The 20441-nt window shown below is 71.4% G+C and carries 13 protein-coding genes; 5 read left to right on the forward strand and 8 right to left on the reverse strand.

Translation table 11 applies throughout. From position 1 onward, the window contains the following. Window positions 1–93: 93 nt before the first annotated feature. Both ACIPYQ_RS08765 and ACIPYQ_RS08770 read right to left on the reverse strand, forming a co-directional pair. Entirely contained in the window at window positions 94–3495 is a 3402-nt protein-coding gene (locus tag ACIPYQ_RS08765; RefSeq protein ID WP_401247591.1) for an Ig-like domain-containing protein, read from the reverse strand. A gap of 362 nt (window positions 3496–3857) precedes the next feature. Next, window positions 3858–5201, reverse strand: a complete 1344-nt coding sequence (locus ACIPYQ_RS08770) for a UDP-glucose dehydrogenase family protein (RefSeq protein ID WP_401247593.1) — start codon at window positions 5199–5201, stop codon at window positions 3858–3860. Window positions 5202–5407: 206 nt separating this feature from the next. On the opposite strand from ACIPYQ_RS08770, the gene ACIPYQ_RS08775 reads away from it, so the two are divergent. Next, window positions 5408–6580 (forward strand): acyl-CoA dehydrogenase family protein, encoded by a 1173-nt coding sequence (locus ACIPYQ_RS08775; protein ID WP_401247595.1) that lies wholly within the window; start codon window positions 5408–5410, stop codon window positions 6578–6580. A 108-nt stretch (window positions 6581–6688) separates the two neighbouring features. Next, window positions 6689–7771 (forward strand): NDP-sugar synthase, encoded by a 1083-nt coding sequence (locus ACIPYQ_RS08780; protein ID WP_361756152.1) that lies wholly within the window; start codon window positions 6689–6691, stop codon window positions 7769–7771. Between the two features lie 30 nt (window positions 7772–7801). Here ACIPYQ_RS08780 and ACIPYQ_RS08785 read toward each other — a convergent pair whose 3' ends face one another. Then, window positions 7802–9097 carry an LCP family protein gene (locus ACIPYQ_RS08785; protein WP_401247598.1) on the reverse strand — a complete coding sequence of 432 codons (1296 nt, stop codon included), beginning with the start codon at window positions 9095–9097 and terminating at the stop codon, window positions 7802–7804. A 106-nt stretch (window positions 9098–9203) separates the two neighbouring features. Between ACIPYQ_RS08785 and ACIPYQ_RS08790 the strand changes: the two genes are divergently transcribed. Further along, the gene (locus tag ACIPYQ_RS08790) at window positions 9204–9740 is read left to right on the forward strand and encodes an acyl-CoA thioesterase (RefSeq protein ID WP_361756158.1); all 537 of its coding nucleotides are present in this window, start codon (window positions 9204–9206) and stop codon (window positions 9738–9740) included. A gap of 49 nt (window positions 9741–9789) precedes the next feature. Here ACIPYQ_RS08790 and ACIPYQ_RS08795 read toward each other — a convergent pair whose 3' ends face one another. Continuing rightward, window positions 9790–11172: an LCP family protein gene (locus ACIPYQ_RS08795; protein WP_401247738.1), complete on the reverse strand. Its 1383-nt coding sequence runs from the start codon at window positions 11170–11172 to the stop codon at window positions 9790–9792. Window positions 11173–11462: 290 nt separating this feature from the next. Between ACIPYQ_RS08795 and ACIPYQ_RS08800 the strand changes: the two genes are divergently transcribed. Next, window positions 11463–12488, forward strand: coding sequence for a glycosyltransferase family 2 protein (locus ACIPYQ_RS08800; protein ID WP_362236101.1), 1026 nt, complete (start codon window positions 11463–11465; stop codon window positions 12486–12488). Between the two features lie 98 nt (window positions 12489–12586). On the opposite strand, the gene ACIPYQ_RS08805 is transcribed toward ACIPYQ_RS08800, so the two are convergent. From ACIPYQ_RS08805 to ACIPYQ_RS08820, 4 genes are all read right to left on the reverse strand, one after another. Next, the gene (locus ACIPYQ_RS08805; protein WP_361756163.1) at window positions 12587–14308 is read right to left on the reverse strand and encodes an LCP family protein; all 1722 of its coding nucleotides are present in this window, start codon (window positions 14306–14308) and stop codon (window positions 12587–12589) included. Between the two features lie 60 nt (window positions 14309–14368). Continuing rightward, window positions 14369–16120 carry an LCP family protein gene (locus ACIPYQ_RS08810; protein ID WP_401247602.1) on the reverse strand — a complete coding sequence of 584 codons (1752 nt, stop codon included), beginning with the start codon at window positions 16118–16120 and terminating at the stop codon, window positions 14369–14371. A 222-nt stretch (window positions 16121–16342) separates the two neighbouring features. Next, complete coding sequence (locus tag ACIPYQ_RS08815; protein ID WP_401247605.1) at window positions 16343–17758, reverse strand: LCP family protein; 1416 nt, start codon at window positions 17756–17758, stop codon at window positions 16343–16345. A 74-nt stretch (window positions 17759–17832) separates the two neighbouring features. Next, window positions 17833–18585, reverse strand: coding sequence for a TIGR03089 family protein (locus tag ACIPYQ_RS08820; RefSeq protein ID WP_401247608.1), 753 nt, complete (start codon window positions 18583–18585; stop codon window positions 17833–17835). A 140-nt stretch (window positions 18586–18725) separates the two neighbouring features. Between ACIPYQ_RS08820 and ACIPYQ_RS08825 the strand changes: the two genes are divergently transcribed. After that, window positions 18726–20129, forward strand: coding sequence for a peptidoglycan recognition protein (locus ACIPYQ_RS08825; RefSeq protein WP_401247611.1), 1404 nt, complete (start codon window positions 18726–18728; stop codon window positions 20127–20129). Window positions 20130–20441 lie beyond the last annotated feature (312 nt).

Below are 20441 nucleotides of genomic sequence, written 5' to 3' on the forward strand. Positions count from 1 at the left end.
CGGCACCGAGACGCACCGCGCCCCGTCCCGGTGGTCCGGGACGGGGCGCGGCTTCCGAACGGCGGCGAGGGCTTCCCGTCCGCTGCTCGCGTGCTAGGGCTTCCAGTCGAAGGGGTTCTCGCCGTGAGGCTTGGGCCTGCCTCCCTTGCCCTTGTCCCCGTGTTCGACCCTGAGGTCCTCGATCTCGGCGAAGTCGATGCGGGTCTCGGCACCGGTCGTCTTCGGGTACTTGACGAAGACCGATCCCTTGGCCGACTTCTCGTCGGACACCTCGTACAGCACGGCCTCGGGCGAGCCGCCGCGAACGATCAGCGCGTCGCCCTTCGGGGGCGGGACCTTGCTGGGGGGACCTCCGTCGACGGACAGCTGGGCGCTGACCGTGTCCTGGACGGTGAGGTCCACCGTGTCCTGGCCGCCGCGCGAGACGACACCGATCCGCTCGGTCTCGCCCGTGGTGATCCTGAGGCCGAGCAGCGGCGCCAGGGCCGGGGTACGGAGCATCGGCAACGCCTCGACCCGGAGCGTGGTGAACACGTCCACGACGCTGCGGATCACGTCCTGCCGTGTGGTTCCCACGATGGTGACCTCGTCGTCACCGCCGTCGGGGCTGACCAGAACGTCGCCCGCCACGTGGGAGAAGTTCAGCACCTGGGCGGAGTTCGAGCGGGTCAGCCGTCCGCTGTCGGCGCTGGTCGGGGTGAACGTCAGCTGCTCGTCGGCCGTGCCGCCCTGAACGCTCACGCCGTGACCGTTCGCGTCGAGGTTCACCACGGGGATACCGCGGATGCCGACGAAACCGCCCGGGATACCGGGGTAGCCCGTCACGGTCTCCTGGCCGACATGGACGAGCAGGTCACCGGTCGCGCCCGTGAGGGTGAGCGAGTGCTGGGCGATGGTCACCGCGAGGGACGGCGACGTCGGGCTCACATTGCCGGCGAGGTCCTCCAGCCCCACGGTGAAGTCGTACGTCCCGTCGTCGAGCGGGGCGCTGACGACCTCGTAGGTGCCGCCCGAGGTGACGGTGTCCTTGCCGACCACGGTCGGGCCGACGATCCCCGCCGGATCGGCGCTCAGCCGCACCAGTGCGTTGGGTTCGACCGACGAGCCCTGGAAGGCGGGCTTGGCGATCGTCGTGACGTTGTCGATGTCGTTGCCGCCGGTGTCGCTGGACGCGAGCAGGTCCGGGGCCGCCGGGCGGGCCGGGGCGGTGGTGTCGAGCATGATCAGCAGCCGGTGCGCGCTCTCCGCACCGGAGCCGATGACGTGGGAGACGCCGGCGGTCTGCGGGTTGTCGGACGGGTCGACGATCACCACCTCGGCGGTGATCTGGTTCTCCCCCTCCACCAGGACGGGGTCCAGCTGGATCCGGTAGAGCCCGGGCTTCGTGACCGGGTTCACCGGCTGTGCGAAGCCGACGAGTTCCCCGTCGCGCTCCACGGCCACCTTGTAGCCGGGGGTGTCGTCGGCGAGCGTGGCCGTCGCGTTCTGCGGCGACAACGGGATGCCCGCGGCCCGCAGTTCCGAGTCGTCGACCCGGAGGAAGAGCTCCGGCCCGGCGGTCCTGGTGACGTCGTCGTTGTCGAAGCGGCCCGAGTCGGACCCGCGCGCCAGATCGAGACCGAAGGGTTCGGGGGCCGCGCGGTTGACGACGCGGAGGTCGTACGTGGCCTGCGCCGGGTCCGTCGGCGAGGCGTCACCGGGCGCGGTCGGGTCGGCGATGCCGGCGTCGCTCACCACGACGAAGTACGGCTCGTCCTTGACGACCGGGATCGCGAGCCTGCTGGTGGAACTGCCCGGCCTGGTCGTGGCGACGGTGCCGGTGGCGACGTTGTTGCCGAACTTGTCGTACGCGCGGACCTGGAGCCCGGAGATCACCTCGTTGAAGGCGATCTCGGTCTGCAGGTGCCCGGTGTGGCGGGGTTCGATCCGGAAGAAGTCGACGTCGGTCGGGCTGTGCAGGGTCAGCCGCGGCTTGGTGACCCGGTTGTTCGTGCCGAGCGCGGTGGCGACGGCGGTGTCGATCGACTCGTTCGGTTCGAAGGTGTCGGGGAAGGCCCCGAGCAGCGAGAAGGTGTCGTAGTAGGTGGTCTGGGCGCCCTGGGCGGGGTTCGTGCCCGTCGGCGGGGTGGCGTTGCCGGTCCAGGTCGCGTAGCCGATCCCGTCGACGGCCCACACGCCGTTGTACTCGCCGATGCGCAGCGTCTGCTGGGCGGACGCGGTCACGGTGCCGCAGTTCGGGTTGTTCCCGAAACGGCACCGGGCGTTCAGGTCGGGGTCGAAGGCGTCGTCGCTGATCCTGAAGTCCTGCGACCAGGTGGCTCCGCCGTCCCGGCTCGCCGTCCCGTAGACCTCGAGCAGGAAGTTGTTGTTCCCGTTCGGCCCGGTGCCGCCGTTGCGCCGGCCGCTGCGGGTGTCGTACCAGTGGGCGACGATGTTCCCGTCCTGGTCGATGTGCGCGGTGGGCATGAGGGCGAGGGTCTGGCCCGGTCCGTGGTCGACCCTGACGGGTGCGGCGAAGGAGACGCCGTTGTCCGTGGAGCGGGCGATGCGGACGTCGCCGTCGTCGCCGGTTCCGAAGGTGTTGTCGGGGTCGTCGTTGGCGACGACGTAGACGTTGCCGGGCCGGGCCGGGTCGGGCAGGATCCAGGGCTGCATCGAGCCCTGGAGCCAGAAGTCCGTCCCCGGGACGTCGCCCGCGCCGTCCTGCACGTTGCAGGAGACGCTGGCCTCTCCGGCGGTGAACGCCGTGTTCCGCTGCACGACGGTGCCGCCGGCGAAGTCGACCCCGCCGGAGCCGTCACGGAGGACCTGCACGGTGCCCTGAGTGGGCACCCCGTCGGTCCCCTCGTTGCAGATGTTGGCGTGGTAGGCGACGTAGAGATCGCCGTTCGGGCCGACCGCCGCGTGGGAGGGCCAGCTGTCGTTGTCCGCGGCGACGGAGAGGACGCTCGGCGCCGACCACGTGGTGCCGCCGTTCACGGACCGGGAGAACCGGATCTGCCACGGGGCACCGAGGTCCGACCAGACGACGTAGAGGTTGTCCCGGTAGGGGCTGGTGGGGTTGGCGTCGGCCACCAGCCACTGCTTGTCCTGGTTGTTCGGGTCCGTCGGGTCGCTCACCACGACGGGGGTGTACGTCTGGTTCCCCGTCGTCGTGAGGTCGTTGATCCGGGCGACCCCCACCCCGAAGCGGTTGGCGGTGTTGTTGAAGCTCGTCGAGAGGTGCGTGACGAACAGGCGCCCCTGCGAGTCGAAGGCGAGGGACGGGTCCCCGCTACAGGGGAGGGTCGTCGTCCGCGTGATCGGGAAGTTGTCCTTCCCGAAGTTGTTGTCGATGCGGACCGTGCACCCCCGCATGACGGCCACCTGAGACGGTCTGCGGGGATTGGCCGTGGCGTTGTGCGGCTCGAAGCCGGTTTCGAGTGCCTGGTCGTCGCCGGCCAGCGCCGGGGGCGCGGCCCCCACGAACAACAGACCCTGCAACACGAGGAGCATGCTGCCGACAAGGGTGAGGGCACGCCGTTGAACCTTGCTGTTCAGCATGCGACCCCTCTGGTTCCGCTCATCCCTCTCCTTCCGACCCGGCCGCGGCACCTGCACCCGGACGGCCTGTGGATCTTGCGAGAGGGACTGTGGCAGCGCGCCGCCAGGGGCTGCGCGGGTCGGCGGCCGAGTCACGGAAATTCACCGGAATCCCGACCAGAATCACCCGTACGGCATATCCAGCCCCGCCGGCGTTTGAGGCGTGGGGGCCCGGGGCAGCGCCCCCTGGGGGTCCCCCCGGACGGAGTCTGGGGGAGGCGCCGCACCCGGCATGCGACCGCGTCGGGCAGATCCGCCGAGCAACCCCGCAGGGGTCAGGCGCGCGGGCGCCCCATCGCCCGGTACGTCCAGCCCGCGGCGCGCCACCGTACGGGATCCAGCGCGTTGCGACCGTCCAGCACCAGCCGGTCCGTCACGACGCCCGCCAGCTCCGCCGGGTCCAGCTCCCGGAACTCGCGCCACTCGGTGAGGTGGAGGACGACCTCCGCCCCCCGGGCCGCCGCCAGCGCGGAGTCCGCGTACCCGAGGGTCGGGAAGACGCGGCGGGCGTTGTCCATGCCCTTGGGGTCGTAGACGGTGACCTGCCCGCCCTGGAGGTGGATCTGCCCGGCCACGTTCAGCGCGGGCGAGTCCCGTACGTCGTCCGAGTCCGGCTTGAAGGTGGCGCCGAGCACCGCGACCCGCTTGCCGAGGAACGACCCGCCCACGGCCTCCCGCGCCAGCTCGACCATGTGCCCGCGCCGCCGCATGTTGATGGAGTCGACCTCGCGCAGGAAGGTCAGCGCCTGGTCGGCGCCCAGCTCACCGGCGCGCGCCATGAAGGCCCGGATGTCCTTGGGGAGGCAGCCGCCGCCGAAGCCGATGCCGGCGCGCAGGAACTTCGAGCCGATCCGCTCGTCGTAGCCGATGGCCTCCGCCAGCTTCACCACGTCGCCGCCGGCGGCCTCGCACACCTCCGCCATCGCGTTGATGAAGGAGATCTTCGTCGCGAGGAAGGAGTTGGCGGCGGTCTTGACGAGCTCGGCGGTCGGGAAGTCCGTGACGACCAGCGGGGTGCCCTCGGACATCGGCGTCTCGTACACCTCGCGCAGCAGCTTCTCGCCGCGCTCGCCCTGGACGCCGATCACGATCCGGTCGGGGTGCAGGGTGTCCTGGACCGCGAAGCCCTCCCGCAGGAACTCCGGGTTCCAGGCGAGCTCCACGTCCTCGCCCGCTGGGGACAGCTCGGCCAGCTTCGCCGCCAGCCGCTGCGCCGAGCCCACCGGCACGGTGGACTTGCCGACCACCAGGACGGGGCGGGTCAGGTGCGGGGCCAGCGAGGCCATCGCGGAGTCGACGTAGGACATGTCGCAGGCGTACTCGCCGTGCTTCTGCGGGGTGTTCACGCACACGAAGTGGACGTCGCCGAACTCCCCGACCTCCTCCCAGGAGGTGGTGAACCGCAGCCGCCCCGTCGAGCCCGGCAGCCCGGCCACGTGCTGGGCCAGCAGTTCCTCCAGTCCGGGCTCGTACATCGGCACCCGGCCCGACGCCAGCATCTCGATCTTCTCGGGCACCACGTCCAGGCCCAGCACCTCGAACCCCAGCTCCGCCATCGCCGCGGCGTGGGTCGCGCCGAGGTATCCGGTGCCGATCACTGTGATCCTGAGGGGGGCCATGGGTGCTCCAGAGGTGCGGGGCCGTTTGCGGCCACTGAGCATAGTCGGGCCCACCAGCGGGGACGTTCCCCAGGAGCCCACCGCTGTCGACACCGCTGTCACCCATCTCACGTGGGCTGTGCATATCGCCATCCGTGACCGGGCCACTAAGCTTGGGTTACTTAACGGTAGTTAGCATCACGCATCACCCTGGGGAGTGAGAGATCTTGGCGGGTTCTGCCGACTTCGACCTGTACCGCCCGGCCGAGGAGCACGACATGCTCCGCGAGTCGGTCCGCTCGCTCGCCGAGGCGAAGATCCTGCCGTTCGCCGCCGCGGTCGACGAGGAGTCCCGCTTCCCGCAGGAGGCCCTCGACGCCCTGGTCGCCAGCGACCTGCACGCCGTCCACGTGCCCGAGACCTACGGCGGCGCGGGCGCCGACGCCCTCGCCACCGTGATCGTGATCGAGGAGGTGGCCCGCGTCTGCGCGTCCTCCTCCCTCATCCCGGCCGTCAACAAGCTCGGCTCGCTCCCGGTGATCCTCTCCGGCTCCGAGGAGCTCAAGGCCAAGTACCTCGGCCCGCTGGCCAAGGGCGACGCGATGTTCTCGTACGCGCTCTCCGAGCCGGACGCGGGCTCCGACGCCGCCGGCATGAAGACCCGCGCCGTGCGCGACGGGGACTTCTGGGTCCTCAACGGCGTCAAGCGCTGGATCACCAACGCGGGCGTCTCCGAGTACTACACGGTCATGGCCGTCACCGACCCGGAGAAGCGCTCCAAGGGCATCAGCGCCTTCGTCGTCGAGAAGGGCGACGAGGGCGTGTCCTTCGGCGCCCCGGAGAAGAAGCTCGGCATCAAGGGCTCCCCGACGCGCGAGGTCTACCTCGACAACGTCCGGATCCCCGCCGACCGCATGATCGGCGCCGAGGGCACCGGCTTCGCCACCGCGATGAAGACCCTGGACCACACCCGCATCACCATCGCGGCCCAGGCGCTCGGCATCGCCCAGGGCGCCCTGGACTACGCCAAGGGCTACGTCCAGGAGCGCAAGCAGTTCGGCAAGCCGATCGGCGACTTCCAGGGCGTGCAGTTCATGCTCGCGGACATGGCCATGAAGATCGAGGCCGCCCGCCAGCTGACGTACGCGGCCGCCGCGAAGTCCGAGCGCGTCTCCGCCGGAGGCGACAAGGAGGACCTCACCTTCTTCGGCGCCGCGGCCAAGTGCTTCGCCTCCGACGTGGCCATGGAGGTCACCACGGACGCCGTCCAGCTCCTCGGCGGTTACGGCTACACCCGTGACTACCCGGTGGAGCGCATGATGCGCGATGCGAAGATCACGCAGATCTACGAGGGCACCAACCAGGTCCAGCGGATCGTCATGGCCCGCAACCTGCCGTAACGTCCTCCCAGGCCGGAGGCGGATGCGCATATCCGTCTCCGGCCTTTGCACGCCCCGGATGGGCTAAATTTGGACCTTCGTACGCCGGAATCGGTTGGGGAGAACGCAATGACGGAAGCGATCCTGCTGGTCGGCGGACAAGGGACGCGTCTGCGTCCGGTGACGGTGAACACGCCCAAGCCGATGGTGCCGACGGCCGGAGTTCCCTTCCTCGCCCACCAGATAGCCAGGGCCGCCGCCGCCGGCGTCACCCACATCGTGATGGCCACCTGCTACCTCGCCGAGGTCTTCGAGCCCTACTTCGGCGACGGATCCGCCTTCGGCCTCACCCTCGAGTACGTCGTCGAGGACGAGCCCCTCGGCACCGGCGGGGCCATCCGCAATGCCGGCCGGCGCCTGACCGGCGGCCCGGACTCCTCCGTCCTCGTCTTCAACGGCGACATCCTCACCGGCCTGGACATCGCGGCCCTCGTCGAGGCGCACGAGGCGGCCGACGCGGACGTCTCCCTGCACCTGGTCCGCGTCGAGGACCCGCGCGCCTTCGGCCTGGTCCCCACCGACTCCGAGGGGCGGGTGCTGGCCTTCACCGAGAAGCCGCAGACCCCCGAGGAGATCATCACCGACCAGATCAACGCCGGCTGCTACGTCTTCCGCCGCAGCGTGATCGACTCCATCCCGGCCGGCCGTCCGGTCTCCGTCGAGCGCGAGACCTTCCCCGGCCTGCTCGCCTCCGGGGCCAAGCTGCACGGCGTCACCGAGAACACGTACTGGATGGACCTCGGCAAGCCCGAGTCCATCATCCAGGCCTCCGCCGACCTGGTCCGCGGCGTGGTCCCCTCCCCGGCCGTCCCCGGACGCCGCGGCGAGTCCCTGGTGCTGCCCGGCGCCCACGTGGCGGCCGGGGCCAAGCTGTCGGGGGGCACCGTCGTGGGAGCGGGCGCCCGGATCGAGGCCGGAGCGGTCGTCCAGGGCACCATCGTGCTCGACGGGGCGGTCATCGGCCCGGACGCCCAGGTGAGCGCCAGCCTGATCGGCGCCGGCTCCGCGGTGGGCGCGCGGACCGTTCTGGACGGCGCCGTCATCGGCGACGGGGCCGTGGTGGGGGCCGACAACGAACTGCGCTCCGGGGCCCGGGTGTGGTGCGAGGCGCAGCTGCCCGCCGCCGCCATCCGCTTCTCCCCGGACGCCTGACGCGGGTCCGGGGAGCGGGTACCGCCGCGGTCAGTTGCCGCGGACGGTGACCTTCTCGTCGTTCTGGATCTGCTTCACCAGCTGCTGCACCTTCGCCTTGTCCCAGACGAGGTTGCCGCCGCGCTGCCCGGAGATCGGCATGTTCATCGACACGCCGTCACCGCCGTTGACGCCCTTCATCGCGAAGAACATCTGGCCCATGTCGTACAGGCCCATGTCCTTGTCGACGATGAGCGTGTCCAGGCCGGCGCCGAGCAGCGGGTAGAGGTCGAACGGGTTGAGGACCGTGGACGGGGTCGCCGCCTGGCTGGCCAGCGCCGACAGGAACTTCTGCTGGTTCTTCGTCCGCTGCAGGTCCGACTCGGCGAAGGCGTAGCGGGTCCGTACGAAGGCCAGCGACTGCTCGCCGTTGAGGGTCTGCTTGCCCGCCTTGAAGTCGGCGCCCGACTTCTCGTCCTTGAAGCCCTCCTCGATGTCCAGCTCCACGCCGCCCAGCGCGTCCACGATGTTCGCGAAGCCGGCGAAGCCGATCTCCGCGTAGTGGTCGATGCGCAGGCCGGTGTTGTGCTCCACCGTCCGCACGAGCAGCTCCGGGCCGTCCTCGGCGTACGCCGCGTTGAGCTTGACCCGGCGCCCCTGGGCGGGGAACTTCTTGCCGGACTGCGAGCCGACGAAGGAGGGGATCTCCACGTCCGAGTCGCGCGGCAGCGAGATCATGGTGTTTCCGCTGGAGCACTTTGCCAGGATCATCATCGAGTCGGTCCGCTTGCCCTCGGCCGAGCCCGTGTGGAGCTTCTTCTTCTCCTCGTCGGACATGCCCTCGCGGCTGTCGGAGCCCACGATCAGGTACGTCGTGCAGTCGCCCTCCTTGGGGCGCTCGATGACCTTGGAGAGGTCCACCTCGCGGCGCACCTTGGAGTCCGCCCAGAAGTAGGTGGAGACCGTGGTCACGAGCAGGGCGGAGACCAGCACGATCGAGCCGATCTTGATCCGCTTGCGCCAGTCCGGGGCGGGGCCGGGCGCGCGTCCGGGGCGGCCGGGTCCCGAGGGCCCGCCGGGACCGGCCGGACCGCCCGGGGCGCCGCCGGCGGGCGACCCGTAGACCTGGCCGGTGTTGTAACCGCTGTCGTAACCGCCGTACGTGTCGTGGCCGCCGGCCTGCTGCGGAGGCACGCCGTACGCGGGCGGCGGGCCCGCCGGGCGCTGCGGGCGCGGGGGCTGCTGCGGCTGCCGCTGGACGTGCCGCATCCGCCGGGCGCCCTCGGGCTGAGGCTGGGCGCTGCCGCGCCCGTAGCCGTCGTCACGACCTTCTGGCCAGTCATTCATGCGCCCTAGGATGCCTGCCCGGGCGGGCCGACCGACAGCCCGGGGCGGGATCCGTACCGGGGCTGTTGCGAAGCTGATGCCTCTGATACGGCTCTAAGGTGTCCGTATGACACAGATACCGGGCGAGCTGCCCGGGAAGCCGACCGCGGCCTCCCGTACGACCCTCAGCCACATCATGACCGCGAACGACACCAACCTCCTCGGCACGGTGCACGGTGGCGTGATCATGAAGCTGGTGGACGACGCGGCGGGCGCCGTGGCCGGACGCCACTCCGGCGGCCCTGCGGTCACCGCCTCCATGGACGAGATGGCCTTCCTCGCCCCCGTGCGCGTGGGCGACCTCGTCCACGTGAAGGCGCAGTGCAACTGGACCGGCCGCTCCTCCATGGAGATCGGCGTACGGGTCCTCGCGGAGCGGTGGAACGAGTCCACGCCCGCCACCCAGGTCGGCAGCGCCTACCTCGTCTTCGCGGCCGTCGACGCCGACGGCAAGCCCCGCCAGGTCCCGCCGGTGCTCCCGGAGACGGAACGGGACGAGCGGCGCTACCAGGAGGCCCAGATCCGCCGCACCCACCGGCTCGCCCGCCGCCAGGCGATCATGGCGCTGCGCGAGGAGCGCGCGGCCCAGGGCTTCGACGACTGACGGCCGGCCCCGACCGGCCCAGCCCTGACCGCAGGACGGCCCGGGGCGGCTACGTCCCGCAGACCACCTGGTCGCCGGTGACCACCCCGAAGGTGCCCTGGTACGGGTCCTCCGCGCGGACCGGCACGACCTTGCGGTAGTCCGAGCCGGCGACGACCAGCACCGTGCGGCCCTGGCCCGCCACCGCCCGCAGCTCGCTGCCCGGCAGGGCGGTGGCCACCGACCGGGCGGAGCGGTCCCAGCGCGGGTCGTACGTGATCACCGTGCGCCTGACGTCGCGGCTGGCGCCGTTGCCCGGGGCCCGGGTGGTGTCGAAGCCGGTGGCGCGCAGCGCCGCGTCGACCCGCCCGCCCAGCCCGTCGATGCGCGTCCCGTTCTCCACCTGGACCCGGACCTGCTGCGGGGGCACGTCCACCGGGACCGCCGGGGGCCGGGCGGCGCCGGACTTCCCGGGCTTCGGCGGAGCCAGCGGCCGGTCCTCCCGCAGGGCCTCGAACAGCTTGGCCGCCTTCGGCTCGTCCCACTTCACGGTGGAACCGATGCCCTTGACGCGGAACGAGGGATTGCCGACCGGCACCGAGGCGAACTCCGACGAGGACGGGGTGAAGTCCCGCATCGCCTGTCCGAGCGCCAGCATCTGCTCCGAGCCGAAGTCCTTGTCGGCGCGCACCGAGCCGAGCAGGGTGGAGCTGACCTCCTTGAACTTGACCGGGTTCAGCAGCACCCCGCCGCCGGTGGCCTGCTTGATCAGGGCGGCGATGAACCGCTGCTGACGCTGCATCCGGCCGAGGTCGGAGGCGCCGTCGACATGGCGCGAGCGCACGTACTGCAGGGCCTGTCCGCCGGTGAGGCGGTGGGTGCCGGGCAGCAGGTCGAGGCCGGTGTTCGGGTCGCGCATGGTCTTGGCCGTGCAGATGTCCACGCCGCCCATCGCGTCGACCGTCTTCATGAAGCTGGTGAAGTCGACCTCCAGGTAGTGGTCGATCTTCACCCGGGTCATGTTCTCGACGGTCCGCACGGTCAGGTTGGGGCCGCCCTCCGCGTACGCCGCGTTCAGCTTCAGGGGGTGGGCCCGGTGCGCCTTGCCGGTGACCAGGTCCCGATGGGCGGGCACCTCGGCGTAGCTGTCGCGGGGCAGGCTGATCACGCTGGCCCGCTCCTTGTCGGCCGACAGGTGCACCAGCATGATCGTGTCCGTGCAGTGGCAGGGCGCCCCGCCCAGGCGGTACTCGCGCTTCTCCTCCGGGGAGATCTTCTCCCGGCCGTCGGTGCCCACGAGCAGGAAGTTGAGGCCGTGCCCGGCCTGGGGGCGGTTCTTCATGTCCTTGAACGGGTCCACCCGCTCGATCCCGGTGTCCAGGCCGGTCATCACGGCGTGCCCGACGGCCCCGGAGCCCAGCACCACCACCGAGACCCCGGCCGCGAGCCGCACCCCCCACCGGGGGCGCTCGCCCCGGCGCCGGGCCGGACCGCCGCCACCGCCGCGCCGTGCGCGCTGCGGCTGGGACGGCCCGGCGGGACGGGTGGGACGGTGCGGCTGGGGCACGGTGGACACCTCCGCGGGAGCAGCAGGGAGACCGGTCGGGGGTCGAGTCGGATTCAGCGGATTCGACAGAACAGTAGGCCCATACGATCAGCCGTTGTCCTTACCGATCACTCGGCGCGCACCTGGTTCCCCCGTACGCGGTAACGTGACACCGATACCCGACCTTGAAGGACCACATGCCCGCCCAGCAGCCCGCAGTCTCGGTGATCATGCCGGTGCTCAATGAGGAGCACTACCTCCGCGATTCCGTCCGCCACATCCTGGAACAGGAGTATGCGGGCGAGATGGAGGTGGTGATCGCACTCGGGCCGTCCACGGACCGCACCGACGAGATCGCCGCCGAACTCGTCGCCGAGGATCCCCGAGTCCACACCGTCCCGAATCCCACCGGCCGGACCCCGGCGGCGCTCAACGCCGCCATCAAGGCTTCGCGTCACCCGATCGTGGTACGCGTCGACGGCCACGGCATGCTCTCGCCGAACTACATCGCCACCGCCGTCCGCCTCCTGGAGGAGACCGGTGCGCAGAACGTCGGCGGGATCATGCACGCCGAAGGCGAGAACGCCTGGGAAGAGGCCGTCGCCGCCGCGATGACCTCGAAGATCGGCGTCGGCAACGCGCCCTTCCACACCGGCGGCCAGGCGGGACCGGCCGAGACCGTCTACCTCGGTGTCTTCCGCCGCGAGGCGCTGGAACAGCAGGGCGGATACAACGAGGAGTTCATCCGCGCCCAGGACTGGGAGCTGAACTTCCGCATCCGCGAAGCCGGCGGCCTCATCTGGTTCTCGCCGGAGCTGAAGGTCCAGTACCGCCCCCGGCGCTCCGTCAAGGCCCTGGCCAAGCAGTACAAGGACTACGGGCGCTGGCGGCACGTGGTGGCCCGCTACCACTCGGGCTCCATCAACCTGCGCTACCTGGCCCCGCCGACCCTGGTCTGCGCGCTCGCCGCGGGCGTGGTCGTGGGCGTGACGGTCACCCCCCTGGGCTTCGCCCTCCCGGCCGGCTACCTCGCGGCGATCGCCGTGGGTTCCGTGCCCGCCGGCAAGGGGCTGCCGCTGAAGGCCCGGGCCCAGATCCCCGTGGCCCTCGCGACCATGCACCTGTGCTGGGGCTTCGGCTTCCTGACCAGCCCGCGGTCCCTGGCGAACAAGCTCATCGCGAGCCGCCGCCCGGCCGTCCACCGGGACTCCTCGCAGGTCTGACCCGCGCGTGCGGACGTACGGAGGGGCCCGGCAGGGAGGCTGTGCGAACAGCCTCCGCGCCGGGCCCCTTCCGCGTGCTCAGGGGGTCCGGGGACCCGCTACCAGGTGAAGCCCGGCTGGATCGCCATGCAGGCCTTGTCGTTGTCGCCGTTGAGCGCGTGGGCGGACGTCGGGGCCACGGTCGGGGCGGGCGGCGGCGGGGTCGGAGCGTCCCCGGTCCGCCAGTCCTTGCCGACGAACAGGACGATCCCGGAGACCTCGCCCGACTTCTGCACCGAGGTGGCCGGCAGACCGAGCGCCGTGGCCACGGCCGCCGCGTCGGCCGCCTGGCCGTCGGTGGCGAAGCGGACCACCGTGGTGTCCTCGGCCCCGGTCTGGGTGTCGGCGCCGGCCTTGGTGAAGCCCTTGGCGGCGAGCACCGCGACCACGTCGTTGGCCCGGTTCTTCACCCTGGCCTGGGCACCGTCCTTGCCGGCGGTGGCGTTGCGGACGCTGACCACGATCTTCGCCGGCGCGGAGGCGGGGGCGGTGGTCGGGGCGGTCGTCGGGGCGGTGGTCGGCTGCTGGGACGGGGAAGCGGGGGCACCGCTCGCGCCCGGCGAGGGGGAGGCGCCGCCCTCCGGGGTACCGGAGCCCTTGCCGTCCAGCGCGATGTCCTCGCGGACCATCCGGAACAGGTCCTCGGCCTCGCCCGCCATGGGCTCGACGCGTCCGTCCAGACCGGGCTTCGTGCTGTAGACCCAGGGCATGGTGGTCATGGTGATCCGCCCCGGCGGAACCTTCTTGAGCTCCATGCTGAGGTCGTACAGCTTGTCGATCTTGTTCAGGCCGGTGTCCACGACCATGGCCTGGATCGCCGCCTGCGCCAGGCTGTTGAGCTTCACCGGGTTGGTGAGCTTGGCGTTCTTGCGGAACTCGCGGGCCATCGAGTTCATGTACTGGTGCTGGGCGTGGGTGCGCCCGATGTCGGTGCCGTCCTCGAATCCGTAGCGGGTGCGCAGCCACTGCAGGGCCACCTCGCCCTGGATGATGTTCTCGCCCTTCGGCAGCTTCAGGCCCGAGCCCTTGCCGTCGCGGGTGCGGGAGTGCACGTTCTGCTCGACGCAGACCGGGACGCCGCCGATGGCGTCCGCCATGGACACCACGCCCTTGAAGTCGATCATCATGAAGTGATCGATGGGGATCTTGGTCAGCTCGGTCCACGCGGCGACGGTGCAGCCCGGTCCGCCGCGCTGCAGGGACTCGTTGGTCTGGACGAGCCCCTTGCTGGCCGGGTGCACCTTGCCGTTCGGCTCGGTGCACTTGGGCATCATCAGCATCGTGTCGCGCGGCATCGAGACCACGGACATGTTGCTGCGGTCGGCCGACAGGTGCAGCAGCATCTGCACGTCCGCGAGGGGCGGGCCGTCGAAGGTGTCCGTGCCCCCGCCCAGTGCCTGGTTCTCCGCGTCGTTGCGCGCGTCGGAGCCGATGAGCAGGATGTTCAGCGGGGTCTGCCCGAAGGCGTTGGGCTTGGAGCCGCCCAGTTTGGTCTCGCCGAGGTTCAGCGCGTCCGTGTGGATGCTGCCGTTCAGATGGCGGTAGTACAGGTATCCGGCCGCCGCCGTCCCGAGTATGAGCAGGGACAGGACGGAGGACACCCAGCGCAGCACGCGCCGCCGCCCGCGCCTGGTGGGGCGCTCGCGGGCGGCCGCACGCCGGACGGCCCTGGAGCCGCCCCGTGGTGCGGGCACCACGCCGGGCGCGTCCGCCCCGCCGCCGGATATCTCCCCGGTGGCCTGGGCGGTCGCCCCCTCCCCCCGCACGCTGCTGTGCCTCACGCGTCCCCCCTCAAGATCCTTCTCGGTCGTCAGTGTGCCGGTACGACCGGCTGCGTCCTGCTATTTGGCGCAGACGGCCTTGTCGGCCTGGGCCTGCTGGACGTCGTCGGACAGCGCCGGCACGGCCGGGGCCGCCGACAGCGGGGCTCCCGGCTCCGTGAAGTCCGGACCGAGCGTCAGCTTCATCGGGGCCTTCGCCGCCGCGTCCGCCGTCCCCATCTTCAGCGCGGTGGTCGGCAGCCCCATGGCGTCCGCCAGCGCCCGGGCCTGGTCGGCCTGGTTGGGCGCGTACTCCAGCTGCGTGGCACCGACCTTCGCCGGGGCGTTGCCCTGGTTGCTCGCCTTGGACATGCCCTTGTTGTTCTGGAGCCAGTTCAGGGTCGTGGAGGCGGCGCCCTTGGGCCCGCCGCCGTTGTAGACGCTCACCCGTACGTCGCCCGCGGGCGCCCGGTTGCCCTGGAGCAGGGCGTCCTGCTTGGCCTTCGCGTCCGCGTCGGCCGCCTCCTTCGCGGCCTGCTCCTTCTTCTCGACCTCCGTGAGCGAGACGTCCCCCCGGATCATCTGCAGCAGCGGGTCGGCCAGGGACTTCTCGACGACGACGGTCGCCTTGCTGCCCTCCGGTTCGGCCGGATTGTCCTTCACGGGCAGGGTGGTGAAGGTGACGTTCTTCGTGTCGATGCCCTTCAACTCACCTGCCAGGTCGGTGAGTTTGGAGATGGACCCGATCCCCGAGTCCACGGCCAGCGACTTGGTGGCCGCCTCCGCGAGGGACAGGAACTTCTTGGGGCTGGTCAGCGTCTCCTTGGACTTCATCTCACGCATCATCGAACCCAGGAACTGCTGCTGGATCCTGATCCGGTCGAGGTCGCTGTTGTTGCCGAAGCCGTGCCGGGTGCGGACGAAGGCGAGGGCCTGCTCGCCCTCCAGCCGGTGTTCGCCGGCGTCCAGCTTGAGGTGGGAACCCTCCTCGTCGTTGACGGGCTTGGCCAGGCACACCGGTACTCCGCCGACCGCCGTGCTCAGCGTCTTGACGGCGTTGAAGTCGGCCATCATGAAGTGGTCGACCTCGATGCCGGTGAGTTCCTTGACCGTGCGCATGGTGCAGCCCGCGTCGCGGCCCTCCTGGCCCAGGCTGGTGTTGAAGCGGGTGCTCTTGGTGGGCGCGATCGTCTTCGTCGAACCGTCCGGCTGCTTCGTCGGGCAGGCCGGGATGTTGGTGATCAGGTCGCGGGGGATGGACAGCGCGGTCGCGTTCGTCCGGTCCTTCGAGACGTGGAACAGGATCGTGGTGTCGGCGTGGCCGACGCTGTCCTTGTCCCCGTAGTTCTCGTTGCCCGCGCCGGTGCGCTTGTCGGTGCCGATGACCAGGATGTTGATGGCCTGGTCCTTCTTGAAGCCGCCGGTGCCCGCTCCCGCGACGTCGGTGACGCTGAGGTTGCCGTTCAGGTGGTCGTAGTAGAGGTACGCCGCCGCGGCGCCGCCGACCAGCAGGAACGCCAGCGTCCCACTGGTGATCAGCAGTGCCTTCTTACGGCGTCCGCCGCCACCGCCGCCCTTGCGTGAGCGGCCGCTCCGGCGGCCGGGCGGGCCGTCGCCACGGCGCGGCTTCGGTACGCCGGGAGAGGGGGCGGTGGGAGAGGGGGCGGTGGGAGCGGCGGGAGCCGAGGCCGATCTGCGGGGTGCGGCGACCTTGGGCCGCTGCTGCGCAGCGGAGTCGCCCAGTTGCAGTTCGTAGCTGCCTGTGCGGGGATTGAGCACCCACTGGTCGGCGGGGTCGATCTCGTCCGCCCGTCCACGGCTTTGCGCATCCACGGTTGCTCGAATCCTCCGTCGGTGCCTCGCGACGCGCCTCCCCCAGGCGCCCGGTCAACGATCCGGCTGCTGGTGCCCTGTCTCTGGTCCGGCCGGGCACCGGATCGCTCACCTTATCCGCCCTGTTCGGCTGCAAACCATGCTGGTGACAAATTCCACTCCCCTTATAACGGGGTGAACCACCCATCCCACTCGGTTCGGTCACCGGCTTTTGGGATTGCTTTACCGGCAGTCGGCGTTCTCCGCCGTGGTGCCGGTAAAGGTGGGGACGGGAACGGGGGGTGTCGTGGTTCCGCCGGGGGGTGTGGCCGTCGTCGCCCCGGTGGTGGTGGCCGGTTCGGTGCCGTCCGCGGGTGCGTCCGCGGATGCGTCCCCGGACGTGCCCGCGGGGGTGGAAGCGGGCGGGAACGAGGGGTTGGGAGTGGCGGGAGCGGGAGTGTTCACGGGCTCCGGCGGGGCGACCGTCACCGGCTGGTCGGTCCGCAGTTGCTCGAACAGCCGCGCCGCGTCGGGCTCCGCCAGCTCGTCCCGGTTCGGGTCGGCGGAGTAGGGCCGGCGGGGCACGGTCAGGAACTGCACCTGACCGGTGGGTATGTCCCGTATGCCCCGCACGAGTTCGTACAGGCCGCGCAGCGAGGCCAGCCCCGGGTCCGTGGTCACCGAGGAGGTCGCCGCGTCCAGCAGCGGATACAGCCGCGCCGGATTCAGCAGAACCCCGTTGCTCTTCACCTTCTTGACGAGCGAGCCGAGGAACTGCTGCTGGCGCTCCATCCGTTCGGTGTCGCTCCCGTCGCCCAGGCTGTACCGGGCGCGGACGAAGCCCAGCGCCTGCTCGCCCTGGAGGGTCTGCCGCCCGGCGGCCAGCTTCAGCTTGGCCTCGGAGTCGTTCACCGGCGCCTTGAGGCAGATCTCCACGCCGCCGATGGCGTCGACCATCTTCTTGAACCCGCCGAAGTCGATCACCATGTGGTGGTCGATCCGGATCCCGGTGAGCTTCTCCACGGTACGGATAGTGCAGGCGGCCCCGCCCCACTGGAACGCCCAGTTGAACTGCGCGAACCGATCGCCGGTGCGGCTCCCGTCCGCCTTCAGGCAGGGCGGGATCTCCGTCATCAGGTCCCGCGGTATCGACACCGCGGTCGCGCTCCTGCGGTCCTGCGGCAGGTGCAGCAGGATCGTGGTGTCCGAGCGCTGGGTGCCCTCGTCCTGTCCGTACGGGGCGTTGTCCTTGCCGGAGCGCGAGTCCGAGCCGATCAGCAGGATGTTCTGTGAGTCGGTGGCGAGGTGCGCCGGGCGGTCGCGCTCGTAACGGCCCAGCTCGGCCGCCGCCGAGGTGTCCTCGGTGATGTTCCCGTCGAGCTTGTTGTAGAGCCACCAGCCGGTGGCCGCCCCCGCCAGGACCAGGAAGGCCAGCCCCAGGCCGATCCAGCGCAGCAGCCGGCGCCTGCGGTTCCGCGGGGGCCGTCCGGCGCCCCCGGCCGCATCGGTGGCGCCCGGTATGCCTGCGCTGCCCGTCACTGGCGTCCGTCCCCTCGCCGCTACGACCTCAGGCCCGGCCGTACGGGTGAGTGCGGCCACTGCCGATCCTGCCCCCGGGTCGCCGGAGCAGCCTGGGGGCAGGGTCGTGTCTAGAGCCATTCGGGTGACAAATCGCCCGTTGTCGTAGTTGAGCGGTGTGGGTGACGGGCACCGGCGCCGAACCCTTGACCCGCCTAGACGGTGTGGGTGACGCGCTCGCTCTCGACCCGCTGGGCCAGCGCCTGCGCCGGCAGCCGGTCCAGGTTCCGGCACAGCACCACGGACCCGCCCGCGGCCAGCGCGGCGTAGAGCCCGGCCGAGAGCCCGTCCCAGGTGTCGTAGCCGAGCCCGGTCAGTACCCGCGACTCCGCGCCCAGGCCGAGCTCGGCCGCGTCCTCGCGGGCGCGGGCGGTGAGCTCCGCGTACGAGAGCTCCTCGCCGCCGACGACCAGCCCGGGGCCCTCGGCGTCCACCGGCACGAAGGGGGCGAAGCGGTCGCCCTGGCCGGGCACCTCCACCGCGTAGTCCGCGTACCCGGCCGGCGGCGCCTGCGGGAAGCGCCCGCCCAGCGGCCGCAGCGCGAGCGCCACCCGCTCGCCGCCGCACGCCAGGCCCTGCTCCAGCGTGTCCGGCCCGCTGACGACGAGGTCCGCACCGGCCGGATCGCCGCCGATCTCGGCCACGACCCCGACCGAGGAGCAGGCGAGCAGCCAGACGGCGCTCTGCCAGTGCGCCGGGAGCAGCAGCGCGAGCCGGTCACCGGGCTCGGCGCCCAGGTCGCCCTGGAGCAGATTGGCGGTCTTGGCCACCCAATTGGCGAAGGTCGCGACGGACAATTCGACGCGCTCGCCGGTGGCGTCGTCGTAGAAGGTGACGAGCGGGCGGCCCGGATCGGCGGCGAGCGCGGATCGCAGCAGGTCGGCAGGGGTGCGGTCAATGGCGTTCACCCGGCACAGGGTACGCGGGGCCGTCCCCCGTACGGGGGCCGCCGGCTCCACCGTACGGGGGAGGGGTACCCGCTCCACCACCGGACACACCGTCAGTTCTCGGATGGCGCCGGGCCGTGCGGGTGCTCACCATCCTTGTCATGCGTGGATTCCTTGCTTCCTCGATCGGCGTCGCGACGGCCGCCGCACTGGCCCTGCCCCTCGCGCTCCCTACTCCGGCCCTGGCCGCCCCCGGCACGGGCGCGGTCGCACCCGTGACCCCGGGCGGGTCCACCCAGTCGCTGCCGCTCGTCCCCCTGGGACCCTCGGCGAACCGCACCCCCGGCGTCCCCGGCATGAGCGCCTCGCCCCGCGGAGCCGAGACGCAGGGCCTGGCCGCTCGCGAGGTCAAGACGTTCTCGCTGGTCGGCGTCGTCTGGGACGACGCCGGTACCGAACTCCACGGCCGGGTCCAGGTCCGTACCCGCTCCGTCCGGACCGCCACGTGGTCCGACTGGCAGGACGTCGAGATCCACAACAGCGAGCACGCGGCCGACCCCGGCGCGGCGGAACGCGCGTCCGGCCGCGTCCGCGGCGCCACCGCCCCGCTGTGGGTCGGCGAGTCCGACGGCGTCGAGGTCCGCGTCCAGGCGGAACCCGGCGACGCCCCGGCCACCCGCCCCGGATCCCGGCTGCCCTCGGGCATGCGGATCGAACTCGTCGACCCCGGCGCGGAAGTGCCCGCCCGGGCCGCGGACGGCAAGAACGGCGGCCCCGTCGGCGACGACAAGGGCGAAGTGGTCGCACCCGGCATGACGATGGAGACGGCCGAGTCCTCCGCGGCGAACCTGCCGCACGCCGCACTCGGCGCCGACGAGATCACCGAGCTGAACAAGGCCGACTCCACCGCCGACGCGGTCTTCGCGAGCGACGGCGAACTCACCGCGGCCGCCGCCCCGTTCATCGGCCCGCGCCCGCGGATCGTCACCCGCAAGGGGTGGGGCGCGGACGAGTCCCTGCGCGAGAAGGCCTTCGTCTACACCAACACGGTGAAGGCGGCCTTCGTCCACCACAGCGCCTCCGGCAACAACTACGCCTGCAAGGACGCCCCGGCGGTGCTGCGCAGCCTGTACCGCTACCACGTGATCAGCAGCGGCTGGCGCGACTTCGGCTACAACTTCGCCGTCGACAAGTGCGGCACGGTCTACGAGGGCCGCGCGGGCGGCGTCTCCAAGGCGGTGCTCGGCGCCCACACCATGGGCTTCAACACGAACAGCATGGGCATCGCGGTGCTCGGCACGTACAGCTCCGCGGCTCCCCCGGCGGTGGCGGTCGACGCGGTCGCCCGCCTCACGGCCTGGAAGCTCGGCCTCTTCGGCCGCGACCCGCGCGCGAAGACGACCCTGACGTCGGGCGGCGGCAACCGCTACCCCAAGGGCAGAAACGTTTCGATGAACGTCATCTCGGGCCACCGCGACGGCTTCGCGACGGAATGCCCGGGCAAGAAGCTGTACGGCAAACTCCCGACGACGCGCACGAACTCGGCAAAACTCCAAGGCCGCTAGCCTCCGGCGGCCCGCAGTCTCCATACGCGCGCCCCGCCCCCGCCGAACGCTGCCAGGACTCCGCCCCGGAACCCCCGACGGCGCTCCGCGCCCGCGCCTCAATCGCCGGCGGGGCTGGGTGTTGCCGGGCTCGGCCCCGGACCTTTTACGGCGCTCCGCGCCCGCGCCTCAAACGCCGGCGAGGCTGGAATTGCCGCTCCGCGGCAAACCAGCCCGCCGGGCGGCACATCTCAGCGCAGCTCCGCCAAATCCAGCCCCGCCGGCGTTTGAGGCGGTCTTTTCAGCCCCTCCGGCGTTTGAGGAGCGGGGTGC

It is taken from the genome of Streptomyces sp. NPDC090045 (assembly GCF_044747975.1).
Classification (GTDB): domain Bacteria; phylum Actinomycetota; class Actinomycetes; order Streptomycetales; family Streptomycetaceae; genus Streptomyces.